This window comes from Streptomyces sp. NPDC091292 (genome assembly GCF_044757265.1).
Classification (GTDB): domain Bacteria; phylum Actinomycetota; class Actinomycetes; order Streptomycetales; family Streptomycetaceae; genus Streptomyces.
Genome location: NZ_JBIVUQ010000012.1, coordinates 107132 through 127214, shown reverse-complemented (window position 1 = coordinate 127214; position 20083 = coordinate 107132). Strand labels below are relative to the sequence as shown.

Below are 20083 nucleotides of genomic sequence, written 5' to 3'. Positions count from 1 at the left end.
AAGTCGGCGAACGGGTCTTTGAGCAACTGGTCCGGTCGGCTCAGCCCTTGTCGCCCTTGAGCTTCGCCATCCACAGCTCGATCGCGTCCGAGCGGCGCGGCAGCCCGTCGGACAGATTCCGGTTGCCGTCCTCGGTGACCAGGATGTCGTCCTCGATCCGGACGCCGATGCCGCGGTACTCCTCCGGCACGGTCTGGTCGTCGGCCTGGAAGTACAGACCGGGCTCGACCGTCAGGCACATGCCCGGCTCCAGGGTGCCGTCGACATAGGTCTCGGTGCGCGCGACCGCGCAGTCGTGGACGTCCATGCCGAGCATGTGACCGGTGCCGTGCAGCGTCCAGCGGCGCTGGAGCCCCAGCTCCAGGACCCTCTCGACCGGCCCTTCGACGATGCCCCACGCGACCAGCTTCTCGGCGAGCACCCGCTGCGACGCGTCGTGGAAGTCGCGGTACTTGGCGCCCGGCTGGACGGCGGCAATACCCGCCTCCTGGGACTCGTACACCGCGTCGTAGATCTTCTTCTGGATCTCGCTGAAGCGGCCGTTGATCGGCAGCGTGCGTGTCACGTCGGCGGTGTAGAGGGTGTGCGTCTCGACGCCCGCGTCGAGCAGCAGCAGCTCGCCGGAGCGGACCGGACCGTCGTTGCGGACCCAGTGCAGGGTGCAGGCGTGGGCGCCGGCGGCGCAGATCGAGCCGTAGCCGATGTCGTTGCCCTCGACGCGGGCGCGCAGGAAGAAGGTGCCCTCGATGTAGCGCTCGCTGGTCGCCTCGGCCTTGTCGAGGACCTTCACGACGTCCTCGAAGCCGCGCACGGTCGAATCGACGGCCTTCTGCAGCTCTCCGATTTCAAACGTGTCCTTCACCAGCCGCGCCTCGGACAGGAAGCCCCGCAGCTCGTCGTCACGCTCACGGGTGACCTTGTCGGTGAGCGCGGCCTCGATCCCGGCGTCGTACCCGCGTACGACCCGGACGGGACCCGTCGCCTCGCGCAGCCGGTCCGGCAGCTCGCGGACGTCCGACGCCGGGATGCCGTACAGCTGTGCGGCCTCGGTGAGGGAGTTCCGGCGGCCGACCCACAGCTCGCCCTGGCCGTCGAGCCAGAACTCGCCGTTCTCCCGGTTGGAGCGCGGCAGCAGGTAGATCGTCGCGTCGTGGCCGGTCGCGCCGGGCTCCAGGACCAGGACGCCGTCCTCGGTCTGGTTGCCGGTCAGGTACGCGTACTCGACGGACGAGCGGAAGGGGTACTCGGTGTCGTTCGAGCGCGTCTTGAGGTTGCCGGCGGGCACCACGAGGCGCTCACCCGGGAACCGCGCGGACAGCGCGGCGCGGCGGGCCGCGGTGTGCTCGGCCTGGGCGATCGGACGCAGGTCGTGCAGCTCGGTGTCCGCCCAGCCCGACCTCATGCTCGCGGCCAGCTCGTCGGACACGCCCGGGTACAGCCCGTTCTTGCGCTGTTTGATCGGCTCGCCCGCCTCGTCGTCCGCGACCTCTGAGACATCCGGGTTGTCCGGCGAGACACCCGGGTTGTCCGGCGTGAGCTGCTCCGACACGGTCTTCCTCCTTGGATACGGCTTTGGACCCCTTCCATCGTACGGGCGTGCGGAAGGGGGCACAGGGCCGGAAGACCCATTACCGATGCGGAGAGCGCGGAGGGAGGCTCGGCGGAGGATGGCTCGGCGGAGGGCTGGTCACTCGAAGCGGGCGGCTCACTCGAAGCGGGCCGCGAGCAGTACCACGTCCTCCTCGCTGCCCTGATCGTCCAGGACATCCTCCGGCAGCACGCACCGCAGCACATGGTCGGCGAGCGCGTCCGGGTCGTCGCGCGCGGCGCGCGGCGCGCTCGCCGCCGCCGCGTGCAGCCGCGCGAAGGCCCGGTCCATCGGGTCGCGGGTGCGCTGGAGAAGGCCGTCGGTGTAGAGAAGCACCGTTTCTCCGGGCTCCGGCTGAAGTTCCACGCTCGGCGCCTCCCAGCACGCGAGCATGCCGAGCGGGGCCGACAGGGACGTCTCCACGAACTCGGTGCGCCGCTCGCCCACGATCAGCGGCGGGCAGTGCCCGGCCCCGGCGAGCGTGATCTTCCGCAGCGGCGGCTCGCAGTACGCGAACAGGGCGGTGGCGCTGCGCGCGGGCTCCGTCAGCCGCAACAGCAGTTCGAGGTCGGACAGGACGGCGACCGGATCCTCGCCCTCCATCACCGCGTACGCGCGCAGGGACGCCCGCAGCCGGCCCATCGCGGCGACAGCGCTGGGCCCGGAGCCGGTGACGGAGCCGACCGAGAGCCCGAGCGCGCCCTCCGGCAGCGGCAGCGCGTCGAACCAGTCGCCACCGCCGCGCGGCCCGCTGTGATGCCGCACGGCCACCTGCACACCCGGCACGCGTGGCAGCCGTGCGGGCAGCAGTTCGGCGGCGACGGTCGCCAGCGTGGAACGGGTCCGCTCCAGTTCGACCAGTCTGGCCAGGTGTTCGGTCGCATAGCGCGCGTAGAGGCCGATCAGATGGCGCTGGCGGTCCACGGGCTCGGCGGGCTCGTCGTACAGCCACACGGCCGCGCCGAGGCGGCCCGCCTGCTCGGTGGCGAGCGGCAGCGCGTAACTCGCCGCATAGCCGAGGCGGTCGGCGACCTCGCGGTGGCGCGGGTCCAGTCCGTCGTCGGCGAGGAGATCGGGCTGCGCGATCTCGCTCTCGCCGCCCGGCAGCCCGGCCGGGGTGTCGAGCAGCCGTCCGTACGCGGTGGAGCAGCGCGGCACCGTCTCGATGTGGCCGAGATCGGCGCGGGCCAGCCCCAGGCCGACCGTTCTGCCGGGGCCGAGCCCGTCGGCGGGTTCCAGGACGACCAGGCCGCGCCGGGCGCCCACCAGGGCGGCTCCGGCGCGCAGGAGTTCATGGAGGGCGTCGTCCAGTGTCGCCGTGCGCGCGAGGCGTTCGGTGAGTTCGTGCAGCGTGGTGAGGTCGGAGACCCAGCTCGCGAGCCGGTCCTGGAGGACCGCGCCGACGGGGGACGCGGCGGCGGAGCCCGCGGTCGAGCCGGCGGGGGAGGCTGATGAGGTGGCCGAGGTGGCTGAGGAGGGCGCGATGGGCGCGACAGTGTGTGCGGGCGAGGGAACCGATGAATCGATTCCAGCCACTTTCGGAAGCTGTGGGGCGGTCATGGTGTGCGACTCTCAGGCCGGTGCGTATTGCTCAATAGCATCGCAAACCCCCTGTCATTCTGCGCCGCGAGCATTGTCTCCACATCTACACGCACTGATGAGGGGATGTCCAGCATTGTCCTGCTGGGTTCGCTGATGTCCACGAGGCGCAGGCGGTTGTGAGAACTTGGCAAAAAAGTGACCCCGGTAATGGCATATTGGGGTCGACTGACATCGTTCGACGGAGCGTCATAGCGGTTGTGATGGGTACGTACTCGGAGAAGGCCGGGGGCGGTTGGGATCGTCCTGGAACCTGGCGACGGACCCGGGCGTCTTAACCACCAGTGACCGTGCCCCATCCTCCGTGGCGGAGGCGGCAAGAAGCAGCACGGGACGGCAAAGCGCCAGGCGCCGCCACCCCACGCCATGCCCATGCTTGAGACAGACGCACTATGGACGCAGCCAGAATGCTCGGCCCATAGGGGTTCCCCATGCCCACGGCTGGGGTGTGACGCGCCAGCAGGTACGCACGGTGAAGTGATCGACACATGGTGTGAGTGGTCTTCGGCGTTTCAACGGAAAGGAACGAGCGCTCATGCGCGAGATCCTCGGAAAGGGACGCAGGCTCCTGTCCAGGCGCAACAACCGCCGTGACAACCGGCGTGACAACGGGAAGCCTGAGTCGTTCAGCGCGGCCCTGACCTTCGCGGCCACCTGGCAGTGGCCCGTACTCCCTGGTGTGGGGACGGAGCCCCGCGGCGGTGGCCGCTGCGCCTGCCCCGACCCCGACTGCACGGTGCCCGGTGCGCATCCCTTCGACCCGGGCCTGCTCGCGGCCACCACCGACGAGCGCATGGTGCGCTGGTGGTGGACCAACCGCCCCGCGGCGCCCGTCATCCTCGCCACCGGCGGCAACGCCCCCTGCGCCGTCAGCCTGCCCGCACTCGCGGGCGCCCGCGCGCTGGAAGCCCTCGACCAGCGCGGCATCCGGGTCGGCCCCGTCGTCGCGACGCCGACCCGCTGGGCCGTGCTCGTGGCGCCGTACTCCTTCGAGCAGTTGGGGGAGCTGCTGCACGCCAAGGACTTCGTCCCCGGATCCCTCCGGTTCCACGGCGAGGGCGGCTATCTCGCGCTGCCCCCTTCGGAGACCGGCCAGGGCCAGGTCCGCTGGGAGCGCGCCCCGCTGCCCGGCTCGGCCACCCCCTGGGTGCCCGACGTCGAGGCCGTCGTGGACGGTGTGGTGGACGCCCTCACTCGTACGGGTGTGAGCGCGCCGGAGTTGTAGGGGAATCGGGTGTGCGGGGCGCCTGGCGCCCCGCCCCGCGGCTATCTTCGGGCCCATGAACCTTCGCCTGGTCACCCTCATGGGCGTGGTGGCGCTCACGGTTCTGCTGCCGCTCGCCGGGGCGTCGGCGGGACCCCTGGGGGCGGCTGAGGAGAACGGCCGGGTCGGTGGCGGCACCGCGGCACAGGGCGGCGGGACCGTCGGGCGGACGGCGGCCCAGCAGCGGTCGGAACCGGGATTGTCGAAATCCCGGTCGTCCGCGTCCCAGTCGTCTGCGTCTCGGTCGAACGCGTCGCAGTCGTCCGAATCGCGAGCGTCGGGGCGGGCGGAATCGGGGGCGCGGGGATGGCCGGCCTCGGGGACCGTGGCACCCCGGACGCTGTCGTCCTCGCCTTCGTCGCTTTCGTCGTCCTTGTCGTCAGACTCCTCCTCTCCTGCTTCCTCCTCCCTTCTTCGCGGGCTCGGTCTCACCAGCGGTGCGCGGTGCGGGCCGGAACTGGCTTCTCCGGACGGCCTCGAAGCCCAGACCTGTGTGCTGACCCAGGGGGGCGAGACCTGGGCGCGTACCTACTACCGGAACGCGTCGGGGATGGCCGTGAGTTCCCTGCTGACCCTGATGGCACCCGGAGGGCTCACCGTACAGACGCACTGCGTGGTCGGTACGGCCGATGAGCCGGGGGCGTGCGAGACGCCACGAGGGCGCACGCGCGGGAGCGTGGAGGCGTATGCGGCGATCGCGGAGTTCGCGGCCACCGCCGGGGGCGGGGACGGCGCCCACGGGCCCACCAGCAGTGCGGAGAGCGGGCCGCTGCTGCTGCGCTCGGGCAGCAACTCGGCGGCGCCGGAGGCCGGTTGACGCGGAGGTGTGGGCGGGGCGCTCGGGGGGCGCGCGAGGCGTACGCGGGCGGCCTGTGAGCGGAAACGTCAACGCCCGGTTGCTGGCGACGGGGGATGCACCAGCAACCGGGCTATCTGAACGGTAACAAGAGATCGGCGGTTCGCAAATTCGATCCCGCCTATTCGGACAGCGATTTACCTGCGCGCACGGGCAGTTGTGACCGGAGTCACCACTTCCGGCGGCTGACCGGTCGGTCAGCTAAGGGTCACCTGCCGGTTGGTGAGACCCCCGCGCGCGCGGCGCTCGTCGCCGGTGAGCGGGGTGTCGGTGGCGAGGGCGACGGCAAGGCGCTCCGCGAACGCGGCGGCAGGCTTCTCGACGTCATCCGCGCCGACGCCCGTGGGCAGGTCCCAGACGGGGACGGTCAGCCCGTGCGCGCGGAACGAGCCGACCAGGCGGGTGCCCTCGCCGAGCGACGACGTACCGGCCGCGTGCAGCCGCGCGAGCGCGTCCAGGAGCTGCTCCTCGGGGTACGGCATGACCCAGCGCAGATGGTTCTTCTCGGGGGTCTCGCACCAGTACGCGCAGTCCACGCCGGACAGCTTCGCGGTGGGGATGGCGGCGGCGTTGGCCCGCTCCAGGGACGCGCCGACCTCGGGCGTCGCGTTCTCCGCGTCCGGCACCCAGAACTCGAAACCGGCGTGGACGACCGGCTCGAACGTGGCCTTCGGGTCGAGCAGGTCCTGGAGCCGGGGACCTTCGGCCGGAACCCGACGCCCCTGCACGGGGGTGCCCGGTTCGGCCTCCAGCGCGCGCAGGAGGGTGTCCGCGAGGTCGCGGCTGATGTCGCCGGACGACGTGTCGTTCTGGAGGCCCAGCAGGACCGAGCCGTCGTCCCGGCGCAGTGCGGGCCACGCCATGGGCAGGACGGTGGCGAGGGTGACCGAGGGGATGCCGTCGGGCAGCCCGTCCGTGAGCGTCAGCGCGACGGTGGCGGCCGGCACGAGTTCGCGCAGCGCCACCCAGTCGCCCTCGCCCGCGAGGCCCTCGAAGGGCCGCTGCACCAGCTCGGTGACGGCGTGCGACGCGGCGCGCCCGTGGCACGCCTTGTAGCGCCGCCCCGATCCGCAGGGGCAGGGTTCCCGGGCTTTGACGACCGGGATGTCCGCGTCACTGACGCGCGGCTTGGCCTTGGTCTGGGGGCGCTTCTTGGCCATGGTGGATGTCTCCCGGTGACAGCTCGTGCGATACGGCGGCGAGCCTAGCCGCTGCGGGGGTTTGCAGGGGGGCGAGGCTCGTGGGGGTACCGGGTGGCTTCCTGGGGGAGGACGGGGTGCGGCGGGTGCGTGGCGGGGTGTGTGACGCCGAGCGCCATGGGCGTCCGTATCGGAGGCGTGTGCTCCGCGCCCGTGACGCGCGCGGTGTGCGCGGTGCTCGCGCGGTGTGCGTGGTGCGCGCGTGGTGCGCGCGTGGTGCGCGCGGTGCTGATGACGCGACGTCTAGTCCATGTCGTCGAAGGCGTCCGCGAAGTCCAGGTCCGGTATCCCCGAGACCGGTGGCGACGCGATCCGCGTCGCGAAATCGTCGCGGCGGTGTTCGGCGGGCACGTCGTCGTGGACGACCACCCAGACCGTCACCTCACCGCGCGCGTCGTCACGTACGCCCCAGTCGTCGGCGAGCGCCGTGATGATGTGCAGCCCGCGGCCCCCGTGCGCGGTGACCGACGGTGTGGCCGGAACCGGGCGGGTCGGGCCACCGCCGTCCGTCACCTCGACCGTCAGCCGGCCCCCGGTGTCGACGCGCCACGCGGCCCGGACGTCGCCGTCCCCCGCCAACGCCTCACCCAGCGGCCGACCGTGCCGGCACGCATTGCTGAGCAGTTCGGAAAGGATCAGAACGGCGTCGTCGATGACCGACTCCGACACCCCGCTGCCGCGCAACTGCGCCCGCATCCGGTGTCGCGCCTCCCCCACGCCCGCAGGACCATGGGGTACGGCCATGCTCGACGACGTGGGCACTTCCTGTGCCACCACCAACGCCACCCCCGAGACCTCCTTCGCCCCACGCCACGGTGTGAATGCCCCCCTGGACTGGACCGGAAACCGGCCAATCCCCGCCCGGTGACGCACTCGTAACGATCGAACACGGAGCGAACGCGCCGGTGCACTCCCCGTAGTTGCGGCTACAAGCGTCCCAGCTGGGACAGCACCTGCCTCGGGCGGTTGGTGATGATCGCGTCGATGCCCAGCTTCACGCAGAGATCGACGTCCTCGGGTTCGTTGACCGTCCACACATGCACCTGGTGCCCCGCGCGCTGGAGCCGTGCGATGTACGCGGGGTGGTTGCGCACGATCCGGAGCGAGGGTCCCGCGATCCGTACGCCCTTGGGCAGCCGCCCGTCCCGCAGCCGCGGCGACAGGAACTGCACCAGGTACACGGTCGGCAGACCCGGCGCCGACGCCCGCACCCGGTGCAGCGACCTCGCCGAGAAGCTCATGATCCGCACCGGGGACGTCTCCCCCGCGCGCGGGGCGTCGAGTCCGAACCGCTTGAGCTGCACCAGGAGGCGTTCCTCGACCTGCCCCGCCCAGCGCGTGGGGTGCTTCGTCTCGATGGCCAGCTCGATACGGCGGCCCGCGTCCGAGACGAGTTCCAGGAGCCGTTCCAGCGTCAGTACGGACGTGTCCGCACGGTCCGGGCTCGCCTCCCAGTCGGGGCTCTCCTCCCAGCCGGGCCCCTCCTGTCCCTCGGAACGCCGCTTCCAGGAGCCGAAGTCGAGTGCGGCCAGCTCGGACAGTTCGAGCGCGGACACGGCGCCGCGACCGTTCGACGTACGGTTGACGCGGCGGTCGTGGACGCACACGAGATGGCCGTCGGCGGTGAGCCGTACGTCGCATTCGAGAGCGTCGGCACCGTCCTCGATGGCCTTCTTGTACGCGGCCAGAGTGTGCTCGGGAGCGTCTTCGGAGGCTCCTCGGTGGGCGACGACCTGGATCGGGTGCTGTCGTGCGTGGGTCACCGCGTCATGGTGCCATCGAGAGCGGGTGCGCGCGCGTAGTGGGCGATCGGTGGTCCTGGGGAGAGTCCTCGGGGACCTTCTGACGGCCTTCCGGCGACCTTCTGGTGGCCTTCTGGGGATGCGTCCGTTTCGTCCGACATAAAGGATGGCATCGGACGCACAGGAACGTCTTATGGTGCCCTGACGGCCCGTGGGAAAAGCTGACCGCGTACAACAACACAGCGAGACAGCCTGCATGACCCTGTATGGCCCGTTTTTGGTTTGACAGAGAACTGACAGAGACAGCAGTGGACCGAGGAGAAAAGCTGTGAGCACCGAGAACGAGGGCAACCCGGTACCCCCGGCCCCGTCCGCACCCCCCGTGCCGGTGGACACTCCCGCAGCTTCCGCGGACACCGCGCCGGGCTCCGTCCCGGAGGCCCCCGCCGAGGCGGACGGCACGCCCAAGTACCCGGCCGACGCACCCGCGTACCCCCAATCGGCCCCCCAATCGGCCCCTCAGTCGGCTCCCGAGCCGGCCGCCGCGTCCGCTCCCGTGGACCCCGCGCGCGGGGACGAGACGGCGGCCCATGCGGCGGGCTCCCCGGCCGCCGCGCAGGGCGACTGGCCGCCGCCCGCACCCCCGGCGGTCCCGGCGTACGCGAGCGGGGACGGCGCGGGAGCGGGCGGCTGGGGCTCCACGTACCAGGCGCCCGAGCCCAAGCCGGGCGGCCGTCGCGGTGGACTCGTCGCGGCGGTGGCCGTCGCGGCGCTGGTCGCGGGCGGCATCGGCGGCGGCGTCGGCTACTGGGCGGCGGAGCGCAACGACAACTCCTCCAACTCGACGACGGTCTCGGCTTCGGACACCGGACCGGCGCCCAAGCGCGACGCGGGCACGGTCGCGGGCGTCGCGGAGGCGGCGCTCCCCAGCGTCGTCACCCTGGAGGCGCAGGGCAGCAACGGCGAGGGTGGCACGGGCACCGGCTTCATCTACGACACCCAGGGCCACATCCTCACCAACAACCATGTGGTGGCGTCCGCGGCCGACGGCGGAAAGCTCTCGGCGACGTTCTCGAACGGCAAGAAGTACCAGGCCGAGGTGGTCGGCAAGGCGCAGGGCTACGACGTCGCGGTCATCAAGCTGAAGAACGCCCCGTCGAACCTCAAGCCGCTGCAGCTCGGCAACTCCGACAAGGTCGCGGTCGGGGACACGACGATCGCGATCGGCGCGCCCTTCGGCCTGTCGAACACGGTGACGACGGGCATCATCAGCGCGAAGAACCGTCCGGTGGCCTCCAGCGACGGCGGCAACAGCAAGGCGTCGTACATGAACGCGCTGCAGACGGACGCGGCCATCAACCCCGGCAACTCCGGCGGCCCGCTGCTGGACTCGCGGGGCGCGGTCATCGGCATCAACTCCGCGATCCAGCCCGCGAGCAGCGGCGGCGGCATGGGCGGTTCGGGCCAGTCGGGCTCGATCGGCCTGGGCTTCGCGATCCCCGTCAACCAGGCCACGACGGTCGCACAGCAGCTCATCAAGACCGGCGAGCCGGTCTACCCGGTGATCGGCGCCTCGGTCTCCCTGGACGAGCAGAGCGACGGCGCGACGATCACCCAGGAGGGCGCGGGCGGCTCGAAGTCCGTGACGCCGAACGGCCCCGCGGACAAGGCGGGCCTGAAGCCGGGCGACGTCATCACGAAGCTGGACGAGACGGTGGTCGACAGCGGCCCCACCCTGATCGGCCAGATCTGGACCCACAAGCCGGGCGACACGGTCAAGATCACGTACGAGCGCGGCGGCAAGGAGCACTCGGTCGACGTGGTCCTGGGCGAGCGCAAGGGCGACAGCTGACCGGCTAGTCTTGTCCCCGCGCCGCCCCACGGGCCGGCGCGGGGAGGCGTGCCCGAGCGGCCGAAGGGAACGGTCTTGAAAACCGTCGTTGCAGCGATGTAACCGTGGGTTCAAATCCCACCGCCTCCGCACGATGAGCAGTGAGAACGGCCCCTGACCTGGGAATTCGGTCGGGGGCCGCTTTTGTTTCCGGTGGCTGTGACGGTCCGGTGTTCCCCGTGGTTTCCTGCTCGATCGGGCACGGAAGGGGCACGCGGGGGCATGTCTGGGGCACGTCCGGGGCACGGCATTTCGAGATCCAGCGGCGGGCGGTATCCCAATGCTTGCTAACGGCTGATCGGGATCTCGTAGACGATCTCGCAGTGGGCGGCGGGCACCACGATGTCCGCGGTCTCCACGGGGCGGCCTTGGTCGCTGTAGTACGTCCGCTGGATGTGCGTGACGAGTGCGGCCTTCTGGATGCCGAGAAGTGACGCCTCCTCGGCCGTGGCCTGTCGTGGTTCCGGCTGTTCCACCGCGTGGCTGACGGTCACGCCGATCGCGGCCATGCGGTTCACGACGCCCGCCCCGGCGTGGGGTCCTCCTTCGGGGAGGACGACGAGGGTGCCGGCGGTGAGGTCGTACGGTTCCCAACTCGTCGACAACTGGGTGGGCCTGCTGTCCGCCAGGAACTCGTAGGTCGTCCGGACGCAGAGGTCGCCTTCGGAGATGCCGAGTCGGGCCGCGATCCCTGCGGGAGCTGGCACCTTGGCGTCCGTGCGGCTCTCCCAGCCGCCCTGCCTGCCCACCGCCTTCATGTCCGCCCGGAATGGCGATCCTTGGGGCTGCTCACGCGCGGATGAGCGGACCATCCGCACCCGCTGCCTGGGCTCGGCGACGTATGTGCCCGATCCGGCACGGCCCTCCAACACGCCCTGGGAGATCAGCAGCTCCTGAGCCCGGCGCACCACGTTCTCGCCCACGCCGTACTCCTGGCCGATCTGGGCGCGGGACGGCAGGCGGTCCCCCGGCTCCCACACGTGGTCCGCGATCCGCCGCCGGAGTTCGTCGGCGATGCGGAGATAGGGCGGTTGCTCAGACATATGGAAAATCTAGTCCACTAGCTCTAATCTAGTTAACTAGCTTTACTGAAAGTGATCGCCGGTGACGGAGGCTGCCCTGTGCCCGCTTCGGGAGTTAGCGCGGCGGCCATCGCCGCCCGGCTGTCCGCCGTTGGACTCCCCGCGCGCGTGGAGGAGCACACCTTGCACATGTCGGTCGAAGCGGAGGTGCCGGAATCGCTCTCCGCCGAGACATGGCGGGAGGTGCTGGAAGTGGTGGCGGAGGCCGACCGGTTCGGACTCATCGCCACCAGTCTGAACGGCCGCACTCTCTGGGCGGTCGTACGCAAAGCGGTCCCCACGACGGGCGATGTCGGGGGACCGGGCCATCAGCGATAGGAGCTGAGCAGCGTGCTCAACCGTATCCGCCGCCTCGTGTCCCTCACCAGGGTGCGGCACGTTCCGAAGGGCAGGCACCGCCGCCCCTTAACACCCGTCCGGCCGCCGGCCGCACCCGCCGCCCTTGCCTCCACGGCATCCGCTGACGCGTCGACCGTCGTCCTGGGACGGACCTCCGACAGCCCGGCCCATCGCCATTCGCTCAGGGGTGAGGACATCGCGCTCGTCCGCCCGTATGTGCTGGCTTGGGAGAGGCGGGTGCGAACGCGCTCGGTGGTTGCCGTTCCCCACCTGACGGCCGATGTGTGGTCGGCCCTCGCGGGCGCGGGGGTCCACTGATGCCTCCTCTTCCGCCTGGCCAACAGCCACCACACGTCACGGGCGCCTCGGCACTGCCCTATCGGTCGACCGCCTGCCGCATCGGAACGCATCTGGCTTGTACGGAGGCATCTCCGACATCGGCGCCGGTCGACCTTCCGGTGATCTATGAAGCGTGTGAGTGCGCGTGCCACTCGACGTTCGATCGGTCCACGCTTGCGGAGGTGGAGCAGTGAGGTGGCAGCCCCCCGGAGGCGCGCTGGCCTCCCACATCGAGGTCACCGCGACCACCGTGCAGCGCGGCGACATCATCCAACTCGGCGGCCGAGCCTGCTGCGTGAAAGACCTCTTCCAACTCCGCGGGGGAGCCAAGCAACTCGTCTTCGAATCGGGCGAACTGCTGACGATGCACACGCGCACCCGGCTCGTCGCCGTGCGGATGACGAGAAGGTGGTGATCGGATCCATGCGCTCGCGCCATCGCGACATCGCCGATGACCTCCGGGACCAAATCACAACTGGTCGGGTCAAGCCTGGCGAGCCTCTGCCGTCAGAGTCCAGGCTGGCCGGTCACTACATGGTCAGCACGGCGACGCTGCGGAGTGCGCTCGCGGTACTTCAGAGGGAAGGTCTCATCGAGAAGATCCACGGCAAGGGGAACTTCGTTCGCCGTTCCTTTCGCAAGATCACTTACGTGGGCGGATGGGGCGCGCTGGATCTCTGGAATGCTGCCGACGCGGACTTCCGCGTCACGGTCCGTACCAGCGCGATGGGCGCGTACGGGGATCTGACAGCCCTGCTGCGGGTTTCGGACGGCAGCCCACTGACCCAGTTCCAGTGCCTCAGCTACGAGGGCGACTCCCCGCACAGCCTGGCGCGCATCTATGTCCCGCGCGACTTGGAGCCCGTCACGGTGTTCGGCGACGGAATCTCAAGTACGCGGGCGCAAGCAACCTTTGCCGTACTGAGCTTTCCGCCGGCTGAGGTTCGCGAGACGGTATCCGCCCGCCTCCCGACACCAGAGGAGGCGTCGACTCTCCGGATCAGCGGCGCCGTGGCGGTCCTCGCGATCACGCGGGTCGCGGTCGATGCCTCGGGGCGCGTCATCGAAGCAGCGCTCCTTGTGCTCCCGGGGGATCGCGCTGACGCGGTCTTCACTACTCACCATGTGATCGAGGAGAGGCAGACGCAGCCATGACGGCACGGAACGAGTTGCGGCTTCTCCCGTGGTCGGGACTGGACGGCAAGCCCTGTTACTTGAGCACCGACGACAGGGACGGCTACTTGTCCCGCCTGGCGGACAACATCGAAGCCGTACAGGTCGGCTCGGCGGCCGAACTGCTGAAGCAGGCAGCGGAAACCCTCGACGACGAGCACGCGAGCCCGGAGGGCGTGCGACTTCTGGCGACGGAACTGGCCGGGGCCCTGGAGGACGTGCTCCGTGTGGCAACCAGCAGGGGTCACCTTCTGGCGGAGAGGGATCCTCATCCCTTCTGAAGGGGCGCTCGGCAACGGAGCCGCCAGTAACAATGCTCCGTTCAGCCCAATAGGGAGAGGAGCCCGAATGAAGAACCCGGGCTCCTCTCCCTATTGCGTGGATGGTTCCCGATCACTTCGCCGTGCATACGCCTTGACCGAGAAGCTACGTTCGGAACGGACGACTGCCTTAGCAGCGCCCGACGACAGTCAGCCACGATGGTGGGTGCGACGACCGACGAGGTGCGCGTGTGCCTCGCTGCACCACAGCCGACCTCAGCCACGCTGCTTGGTGACGTATGCCAGGGCAAGCAGCGACGGCGGAACCGTGGCGACGAGGCATTGGGCCGTGACTTCTTCGTCCCGATGTAACTCGGGATGCTCGCTGTCCTTGGGGTGCGATGCCTGCCACCTGCGCTGATGGTCCGCTGATGTCCACGGTTGTCACGCAGTTAGACACTCAGGCGGCGGGGGCTCTCACTCTTCTCAGGGCGGAACGGATCTGGTCAGCGGGCCGATTCTCTGTCCGCCTCGGCTTTACTAGGCCAACTTGGCCCACAGCGTCAGCGACCTCGGGCACAATCTCGCCATGGATGCCGGATTGGCCGCAGTGCTGGGAGCAACTGTGGGGGCCACAGGAACGGCTCTGGCCGCTGTCGCAACGGGTTGGTGGGCAAGAAGTCAGGCGAAATTGCAGGCTTCAACGCAATTGCAGCAAACCAGATTACAGCTTCGGTCGGACCAGCTATACCAGCAGCGTGGTCCAAGAGTTGACGCATATGACGCTTTCCTTGGAGGATCGTACACGGTTCTGGACAAAATCCATAACGCCATTATTGATTCACGGGGGATGGGAAGGGTTGAGGCTGATCAGTTCATCAGATCTTTAAAGGGTGAAGTCGACGGTTTGCAGCCGCTCTGGTCGCGCGTGGCAATACTGGGCCCGCACCGGGTCGCTTCTGCCGGGTTGGTGCTACTCCATGGCATAGCCGAGGCTGGGAGGATTGCCACTGCCTACGTCCACGCTGTTGTGGACGAATCTGACGCGCGAGAACAGATCAAAGACGACCTGAGTCAGAGATACTTCGCCACTGCGGAAACGGTGAGCGATTTCATTGAAGCCGCCCGACCAGTTCTTGACCTTGATCCCACTTCAGCAGCCGATCTAATGAGTCAAATGGCGGATGTACAAAGCCTGAGTGGGCGCCGCTCCTTTCGGCGCAACGGAAATATCCCTTCGGGATCGAGGTCACCGGAATAAAATGCGTTTAGCGTGCGCGGATCGGCAAGACGGAACACGGTTAGTGGAGCGACTCTGGGTTGGAGCGGCTTTGGGACGAGTGATCATTGCCCCGTGAGCTTCCGGTGCGTCGGGTGGTTTGTGGAATTGCCCAGTAAGCACGACGTTGGGGCCATGTTCTTAGAGGCTCGCCCCAAAGTGGCTGCCTCAAGCAGTGGAGCCGACCTCCCCAGCCACAAAGGGTGTTTCCTGACCTCGCCCGCATGCACGCAGCGCACCGCCGGGCGCGGCCAGCCGGGGCGCAGACAGGAGGCAGGCCGCGCCGCAGAGGCGGCGTGCGCCCGCGCTGTGCGCGGGCCTTGATGAAGGAGAGAAGGTTTTATCCCGCTGGGATGAGGCGCTTGCCGTCGTGGCTTCGGACGTGGGGGCCGTTGTCGTCCAAGGCGTCCAGGAGCCGGACCGCGTAGACCTCGGACATGTGCTCGCTGACCTCGTCGGGGGTGAGCCAGGAGACGGCCGTGGACTCGGTTGAGGTGCGTTCCGTGCCGCCGGAAGGCTTGCAGCGGAAGACCAAGGCGACGATGGCGCGGGTCATGTTCTTGTAGATGCCGGTGAGTTCGTCGATCTCGATGTGGATGCCGGTCTCCTCCAGGACCTCGCGGGTCACGCCGGCTTCGGGGGTTTCGTCGAGTTCGAGGATGCCGCCGGGGAGTTCCCAGGTGCCGTTGTCGGCTCGGCGGATTGCCAGGAGGCGGCCGTCCTCGCGCACCACTGCTCCGGCCACGGATACGGAGTGCCGGGGGGAGGGTGTCGCTTCCTGTGGTTGACTCATGTAGAGGAGCATAGGAGGCAGAGAAGGACTATGGGAACTGTGGCGGGAGGGGTCGGTTCCGGGCCTCGGTACGTGCAGATCGCGGACGAGATCGTGCAGCAGATCCGGGCAGGGGTTCTCAAGCCCGGTGACATGGTGCCGAGTGAGTCCGAGCTGGTGGAGCGCTATGGCGTGGCCGGCGGGACGATCCGAAAGGCCATGGTCGAGGTGCGGGCGAGCGGGCTGGTCGAGACCCGGCACGGCAAGGGTTCGATCGTGAAGGACCGGCCTCCGGTGCGGCACCGCTCCTCCGATCGTTTTCGGCGCTCGCTTCGGCAGGGTGGGCAGGCGGCCTATCTCGCAGAGTCCGCGCAGTCCGGTGCCAGTGCCAAGGTCAGCGTTCTCTACATCGGGCCCATGGAGGTGCCTGAGGGTGCCGCCGAGCGTCTGGGCGTTCCGGTCGGCACACAGGTGCTGGCTCGTCGGCGCCTCTACTTCCGTAACGGCACCCCGGTCGAGACGGCGACGTCGTACCTGCCCTGGGACGTCGTGAAGGAGATTCCGGAGCTGTTCGCCGAGAACCCTGGCGGTGGAGGCATCTACGCCCGACTCGAAGACCACGGGCATGAGTTCGCGGAGTTCGTCGAGACGCTGCAAGCCCGGCCGGCCTCGAAGTTCGAAGCCTCGGAGCTGGCGCTGAGTCCGGGGGCGCCCGTGGTTCACCTGGTGCGGGAAGCCCGTACGACCGCAGGTGTCGTTGTAGAGGTGTGCGACACGCTCATGGCCGCTGACCAGTTCGTTTTCGAGTACCGGATCCCTGCGGACGACTGACGCCCGCTCAACTTCCCACAGCCCGTCGCGAGTTCTTCCTCGCGGCGGGTTGACTCATGTATAGGAGTGGGGCACTCTTCTTCATGTCACTCATATACATGAGTGGCGGAGTCCAGCATCTATAGAGGAGCGATCTACGTGCGTCAGATTCCCGTCGACACCTCCGGTGCGGTCGTGATGGTCGCCAAGTCCCCGCAGGTCAAGGTGCGTGACCGCCGTACCGGTGAGATCGCCACCGATGCCGAGACCGGAGCGAAGCTGATGACGGTCGACGTGATGTTCGCGGCGAACGACGAGGTGGAGATCCTGTCCGTCACCGTTCCGGAGCCCGGGATCAGCGGTGAACTGTCCATGGGCACGTCGGTCGCGCTCACCGGCCTGATAGCCCGGCCCTGGGAGAACGACTTCAACGGCCAGAAGCGGCACGGCATCGCGTTCCGCGCGGTCGCGGTCACCTCGCTCGCCGACGTCGACGCCGATGTCGCCACAGGGTCCAAGGCGGCCTGATCATGACCGGGTTCGTGGTCGTGCTAGTTCTCGTGCTGGTCGTCGTCGCCGTGGGTCTCCTGCGGTGGCGGCGTCCCGCCTGGTACTGGTTGACCTTCGGGGTCACGGTGGCCGTGGTGCGGGTCCTGATCCGGTACGGCTCGGTCATGGACGCGTGCGGGCTGACCGTTCCGCCCTCGCGGTGGCGGCTCGCCCTGGCGCGGGCCACCAACCGGCCGATACCGGAGGCGCGCTCGCCGCGCATCCTGCGGTTGCGGCCGAGTCGCACCGGTCTGGTCCTGCGGCTCAAGCTCCGCCCCGGACAGGACGCGTTCGACATTGCCGCCGCCTCGGACCGGCTGCGGCACTCGTTCTCGATGTACGGAGTGACCTCGCGTGAGCTGCGCTCCGGTGTCGTAGAGGTGCGGATGACCGGCTACGACGTGCTCAAGCGGGTGCGGATGCCCGCCGAGACCGAGACCCTGCCCATGCGAGTGCCGGTCGCCCTGCGGGAGGACGGCTCGGTGCACTACCGCGACTACCGGGCGATACCCCACGCCCTCACCCTCGGCGCCACGGAGTCCGGGAAGTCGGTCTACCAACGCAACCTGGTCGCCGGACTCGCCCCGATGGACGTCGCCCTCGTCGGCGTCGACTGCAAGCGGGGGGTGGAACTGTTCCCGCTGGCCCGCCGGTTCTCCGCGCTGGCCGACGACCCCGACACCGCTGCCGAAGTGCTTGATGCGCTCGTGGCACGGATGGAGCGTGTCTATCAGCTCATCCGGTCTCAGCAGCGGATCACCTCCGACCTGCCGGACGCTGAGGTCGCCGCCGACATCTGGGACCTGCCGACAGAGTTACGCCCGGTCCCCGTCGTGGTCCTGGTCGACGAGGTTGCCGAACTTGCCCTGTACGCAACGAAAGACGAGGAGAAGCGGCGGGATCGCATCATCACCGCCCTGGTCCACCTCGCCCAACTCGGCCGCGCGGCCGGCATCTACCTCGAAATCTGCGGGCAGCGCTTCGGATCCGAACTCGGCAAGGGGATCACGATGCTCCGCGCCCAGCTCACCGGCCGTACCGCCCACCGTGTCAACGATGAAACGTCCGCCAACATGGCCTTCGGAGACATCTCCCCGGACGCTGTCCTCGCCGCCATCCAGATTCCGGCCGAGATGCGGGGGATCGCCATCGCGGGCGACTCCTCCGGAGGATGGCACCGCATCCGCGCCCCGCACACCTCGCTGCGCCAGGCCGCGAACATCTGCAACCGATACGCCGACCGGACCCCGGACCTGCCCGAACTGGCCCCGTTCCGGCCCGCCTTCCCCGGCTCTGAGTCCGATGCTGCGGTGCTCGTGCCGCTGGTCAAGGCATCCTCGGCCACCGCCTGATCCCTGCCGGATCCCCACGGTTGGTGTGACCGCCTTCGCGCCACGTCCCTACCCCGCTATGCCCCCGAGAAGGGAGAACCCGCCATGTGCCCGACCTGCGAAGACTTCGCCCGAACTGTGCTCCTGCTCGGCCAACTCGCGCTTTACGCCGACATGGCCGGCGCCGATCTCGACTTCGTGGACGCCGTCAGCCCGTCCCTCGCCGTCTCGCTGCCCGAGCCGCCGCCCGGCATGTTCCCGGACGACGACTACGACAACGGCCTCGACAACGGCCCGGACGGCGGTCCCAGTGACCGGGGCGATGTCTGATGGGCAGCGCGCGTCACGGCATCCGGGTCGACGCGGTTCTGATTCAGGCCGTCATCGCCGGTGCCCTGTCCTTCGCTCACCTGCACGACCTGGCCGCCGCTGCCGGACAGAACGGCTGGAAGGCGTGGGCCTACCCGGTCAGCGTCGACCTGCTCCTGGTCGCGGCCTGGCGGCGGCTGCGCAGTGAGGGGCCGTCCCGGCTGGCCTGGTGCTGGTTTCTCATCGCCCTGTTCGCCTCGCTCGGCGCCAACATCGCCACCGCCGGGTTCCTCGACCTGGCCGACCCGCCCGCCCTGCTCCGCCTCGGCGTCGTCGGATGGCCCGCGCTCGCCTTCCTCGGCGGAACTCTTCTCGCGCACTCAACCGCTGCGGGGCCTGGGCCGGAGCCGGTTCCGCCGGCCCGCGTCACGGATACGCCGGACGCCGAGCAGCCCGTAGCGGCGGAAGCCCTCCCCAAGCCTCCAGTGGCGGAAGCACCGCCCGAGACCGCGATGGCGGAACCCCTGCCTGAGCCCGACGCGACCTCGGCTCCCGTCGCGAACGCCCCCGCCTCTACGGCTCCGGCCGCGCCCGACCCCGTTCCTCCAGTCCCCGCCGTCCTCATCGACCACGCCCGCAAGGTCGCCGACGAGTACCGCGCCCGCACCGGCTCCCCGATCGACACGGACACCCTCCGTTCCCGCCTCGGCGTCCCGCCCCACCCCGCTGACGCCATCGCCTCCCACCTCAGCTGACTGCGAGGGAGAACAGAGATGACCTCCGACCCGGCCGACTTGACCGCGTCCGACTACATCGACGCGGCGCGGGACATGGCGGCGGCCGGACGTTCCTACCTCGCGCACCTGCTCGCAGAGGAAGCCGCGCGACGCGTGGACGACCCGACCACCGCCCGGAGCATCCGCGCCTGGTACCCCGACCCCACCACCACCCGAAGGGACTGACCGCCATGCCCGCCCGCGACAACCTCCACTCCCTGATGCGGATCGGCCCCGTGCATATCGGCACCCACCGCGACCGCAACGGCCGCACCACGCACGCCGCTGTCTGCACCGCCGACCGCTGCGGCTGGTCCGCCGACTACTTCAGCCGGACCGCCGCCCAGCTTGCCGCCCGCACCCACCGCTGCACCGTCCGCTAGGAGTCCGCCCCGATGGACGTCCCCCTCTGGTTCGCCCTGCTGGCCGTCGGCTACCTCGGCGTCAAGCTCATCCGCCCGCCCTGGTGGCTCATCGGCGTACTGCTCATCGGCGGCTACCTCTTCGCCGACAGCGTCCTGGCCCCCGTGATCGACAGCGCCGTCAAGTAACCGCCTGTGAAAGGAGATCCGACCATGTTCCGGCCCAAGCTCCCGACGATGCCGCAGCCCACCGGCCTGACCACCCCGCCCGCCGTCATCCAGCCGACCACCATCACCCCCGGCCCGTCGGCCACCCCACTCCCGCCACAGGCACCCATCGCCCCCATGCCGTCCCGCCCGGTCGTCCAGCTCACCCCCGGCACCGCTCTCGCCCTCGTCGGCGGTGGCACGGCCGTCGTCCTGGTCGTCGGCGCCGTCCTGGTCTCGCTGCTCCTGGCGGTCGCCATTACCGGCGCCTCGGTCGCCGTCTGCGCCGTCGTCCTGCGTTCCCTGCTCGCCTCCGACGCCAAGCGGCTCGCCTCCGAAACCAAGCGCCGCTGACC

Annotated in this window: 24 protein-coding genes and 1 tRNA gene; 18 read left to right on the top strand and 7 right to left on the bottom strand. The window is 69.5% G+C overall.

Annotation, left to right across the window (positions count from 1 at the left end):
- Positions 1–40: 40 nt before the first annotated feature.
- The gene (locus tag ACIQNU_RS28365) at positions 41–1549 is read right to left on the bottom strand and encodes an aminopeptidase P family protein (protein ID WP_401371860.1); all 1509 of its coding nucleotides are present in this window, start codon (positions 1547–1549) and stop codon (positions 41–43) included.
- Positions 1550–1705: 156 nt separating this feature from the next.
- Entirely contained in the window at positions 1706–3148 is a 1443-nt protein-coding gene (locus tag ACIQNU_RS28360; RefSeq protein ID WP_401371858.1) for a PP2C family protein-serine/threonine phosphatase, read from the bottom strand.
- 574 nt (positions 3149–3722) lie between these two features.
- On the opposite strand from ACIQNU_RS28360, the gene ACIQNU_RS28355 reads away from it, so the two are divergent.
- Positions 3723–4412: a bifunctional DNA primase/polymerase gene (locus tag ACIQNU_RS28355; RefSeq protein WP_401371856.1), complete on the top strand. Its 690-nt coding sequence runs from the start codon at positions 3723–3725 to the stop codon at positions 4410–4412.
- Positions 4413–4944: 532 nt separating this feature from the next.
- Positions 4945–5268, top strand: coding sequence for a hypothetical protein (locus ACIQNU_RS28350; protein WP_401371854.1), 324 nt, complete (start codon positions 4945–4947; stop codon positions 5266–5268).
- Between the two features lie 236 nt (positions 5269–5504).
- Here the strand turns inward: ACIQNU_RS28350 and ACIQNU_RS28345 are convergent, their stop codons facing one another.
- The 3 genes from ACIQNU_RS28345 to ACIQNU_RS28335 all read right to left on the bottom strand — a co-directional run bounded on the left by ACIQNU_RS28345 (position 5505) and on the right by ACIQNU_RS28335 (position 8269).
- Positions 5505–6467 (bottom strand): DUF5926 family protein, encoded by a 963-nt coding sequence (locus ACIQNU_RS28345; RefSeq protein ID WP_401371852.1) that lies wholly within the window; start codon positions 6465–6467, stop codon positions 5505–5507.
- Positions 6468–6749: 282 nt separating this feature from the next.
- Positions 6750–7379, bottom strand: a complete 630-nt coding sequence (locus tag ACIQNU_RS28340; protein ID WP_401371850.1) for an ATP-binding protein — start codon at positions 7377–7379, stop codon at positions 6750–6752.
- A gap of 53 nt (positions 7380–7432) precedes the next feature.
- Positions 7433–8269, bottom strand: coding sequence for a glycerophosphodiester phosphodiesterase (locus ACIQNU_RS28335; protein ID WP_401371848.1), 837 nt, complete (start codon positions 8267–8269; stop codon positions 7433–7435).
- A 307-nt stretch (positions 8270–8576) separates the two neighbouring features.
- Between ACIQNU_RS28335 and ACIQNU_RS28330 the strand changes: the two genes are divergently transcribed.
- Complete coding sequence (locus tag ACIQNU_RS28330) at positions 8577–10100, top strand: S1C family serine protease (protein WP_401371846.1); 1524 nt, start codon at positions 8577–8579, stop codon at positions 10098–10100.
- A 42-nt stretch (positions 10101–10142) separates the two neighbouring features.
- Positions 10143–10229, top strand: a tRNA-Ser gene (locus ACIQNU_RS28325).
- 197 nt (positions 10230–10426) lie between these two features.
- On the opposite strand, the gene ACIQNU_RS28320 is transcribed toward ACIQNU_RS28325, so the two are convergent.
- Positions 10427–11182, bottom strand: coding sequence for a GntR family transcriptional regulator (locus ACIQNU_RS28320; protein ID WP_401371844.1), 756 nt, complete (start codon positions 11180–11182; stop codon positions 10427–10429).
- Between the two features lie 78 nt (positions 11183–11260).
- Here ACIQNU_RS28320 and ACIQNU_RS28315 point away from each other — a divergent pair, with 78 nt between their 5' ends.
- The 5 genes from ACIQNU_RS28315 to ACIQNU_RS28295 all read left to right on the top strand — a co-directional run bounded on the left by ACIQNU_RS28315 (position 11261) and on the right by ACIQNU_RS28295 (position 14593).
- Positions 11261–11539 carry a hypothetical protein gene (locus ACIQNU_RS28315; RefSeq protein ID WP_401371842.1) on the top strand — a complete coding sequence of 93 codons (279 nt, stop codon included), beginning with the start codon at positions 11261–11263 and terminating at the stop codon, positions 11537–11539.
- A gap of 550 nt (positions 11540–12089) precedes the next feature.
- On the top strand, positions 12090–12314 hold the full coding sequence (locus tag ACIQNU_RS28310; protein WP_401371840.1) for a hypothetical protein: 225 nt from the start codon (positions 12090–12092) through the stop codon (positions 12312–12314).
- 8 nt (positions 12315–12322) lie between these two features.
- Entirely contained in the window at positions 12323–13054 is a 732-nt protein-coding gene (locus tag ACIQNU_RS28305; protein WP_401371838.1) for a GntR family transcriptional regulator, read from the top strand.
- A complete protein-coding gene (locus ACIQNU_RS28300) occupies positions 13051–13353 on the top strand; it encodes a hypothetical protein (RefSeq protein WP_401371836.1) in 303 nt (100 codons plus the stop codon). The genes ACIQNU_RS28305 and ACIQNU_RS28300 overlap by 4 nt, the downstream gene beginning before the upstream one ends.
- A gap of 568 nt (positions 13354–13921) precedes the next feature.
- Entirely contained in the window at positions 13922–14593 is a 672-nt protein-coding gene (locus ACIQNU_RS28295; RefSeq protein ID WP_401371834.1) for a hypothetical protein, read from the top strand.
- A gap of 358 nt (positions 14594–14951) precedes the next feature.
- Here ACIQNU_RS28295 and ACIQNU_RS28290 read toward each other — a convergent pair whose 3' ends face one another.
- Positions 14952–15416, bottom strand: coding sequence for an NUDIX hydrolase (locus tag ACIQNU_RS28290; RefSeq protein ID WP_401371832.1), 465 nt, complete (start codon positions 15414–15416; stop codon positions 14952–14954).
- 18 nt (positions 15417–15434) lie between these two features.
- Here ACIQNU_RS28290 and ACIQNU_RS28285 point away from each other — a divergent pair, with 18 nt between their 5' ends.
- From ACIQNU_RS28285 to ACIQNU_RS28245, 9 genes are all read left to right on the top strand, one after another.
- A complete protein-coding gene (locus tag ACIQNU_RS28285) occupies positions 15435–16214 on the top strand; it encodes a GntR family transcriptional regulator (RefSeq protein ID WP_401371830.1) in 780 nt (259 codons plus the stop codon).
- Between the two features lie 138 nt (positions 16215–16352).
- Positions 16353–16721 carry a hypothetical protein gene (locus ACIQNU_RS28280; protein ID WP_401371828.1) on the top strand — a complete coding sequence of 123 codons (369 nt, stop codon included), beginning with the start codon at positions 16353–16355 and terminating at the stop codon, positions 16719–16721.
- Between the two features lie 2 nt (positions 16722–16723).
- Complete coding sequence (locus tag ACIQNU_RS28275; protein WP_401371826.1) at positions 16724–18094, top strand: FtsK/SpoIIIE domain-containing protein; 1371 nt, start codon at positions 16724–16726, stop codon at positions 18092–18094.
- A gap of 84 nt (positions 18095–18178) precedes the next feature.
- Positions 18179–18403 (top strand): hypothetical protein, encoded by a 225-nt coding sequence (locus tag ACIQNU_RS28270; RefSeq protein WP_401371824.1) that lies wholly within the window; start codon positions 18179–18181, stop codon positions 18401–18403.
- Positions 18403–19137: a DUF2637 domain-containing protein gene (locus ACIQNU_RS28265; protein ID WP_401371822.1), complete on the top strand. Its 735-nt coding sequence runs from the start codon at positions 18403–18405 to the stop codon at positions 19135–19137. Before ACIQNU_RS28270 ends, ACIQNU_RS28265 begins: the two co-directional genes overlap by 1 nt.
- 18 nt (positions 19138–19155) lie before the next feature.
- A complete protein-coding gene (locus tag ACIQNU_RS28260; protein ID WP_401371820.1) occupies positions 19156–19344 on the top strand; it encodes a hypothetical protein in 189 nt (62 codons plus the stop codon).
- Positions 19345–19349: 5 nt separating this feature from the next.
- A complete protein-coding gene (locus tag ACIQNU_RS28255; RefSeq protein ID WP_401371818.1) occupies positions 19350–19541 on the top strand; it encodes a mobile element transfer protein in 192 nt (63 codons plus the stop codon).
- 12 nt (positions 19542–19553) lie between these two features.
- Positions 19554–19709, top strand: a complete 156-nt coding sequence (locus ACIQNU_RS28250) for a hypothetical protein (protein WP_401371816.1) — start codon at positions 19554–19556, stop codon at positions 19707–19709.
- A 24-nt stretch (positions 19710–19733) separates the two neighbouring features.
- Positions 19734–20081 (top strand): SpdD-like protein, encoded by a 348-nt coding sequence (locus tag ACIQNU_RS28245; RefSeq protein WP_401371814.1) that lies wholly within the window; start codon positions 19734–19736, stop codon positions 20079–20081.
- Positions 20082–20083: the final 2 nt, after the last annotated feature.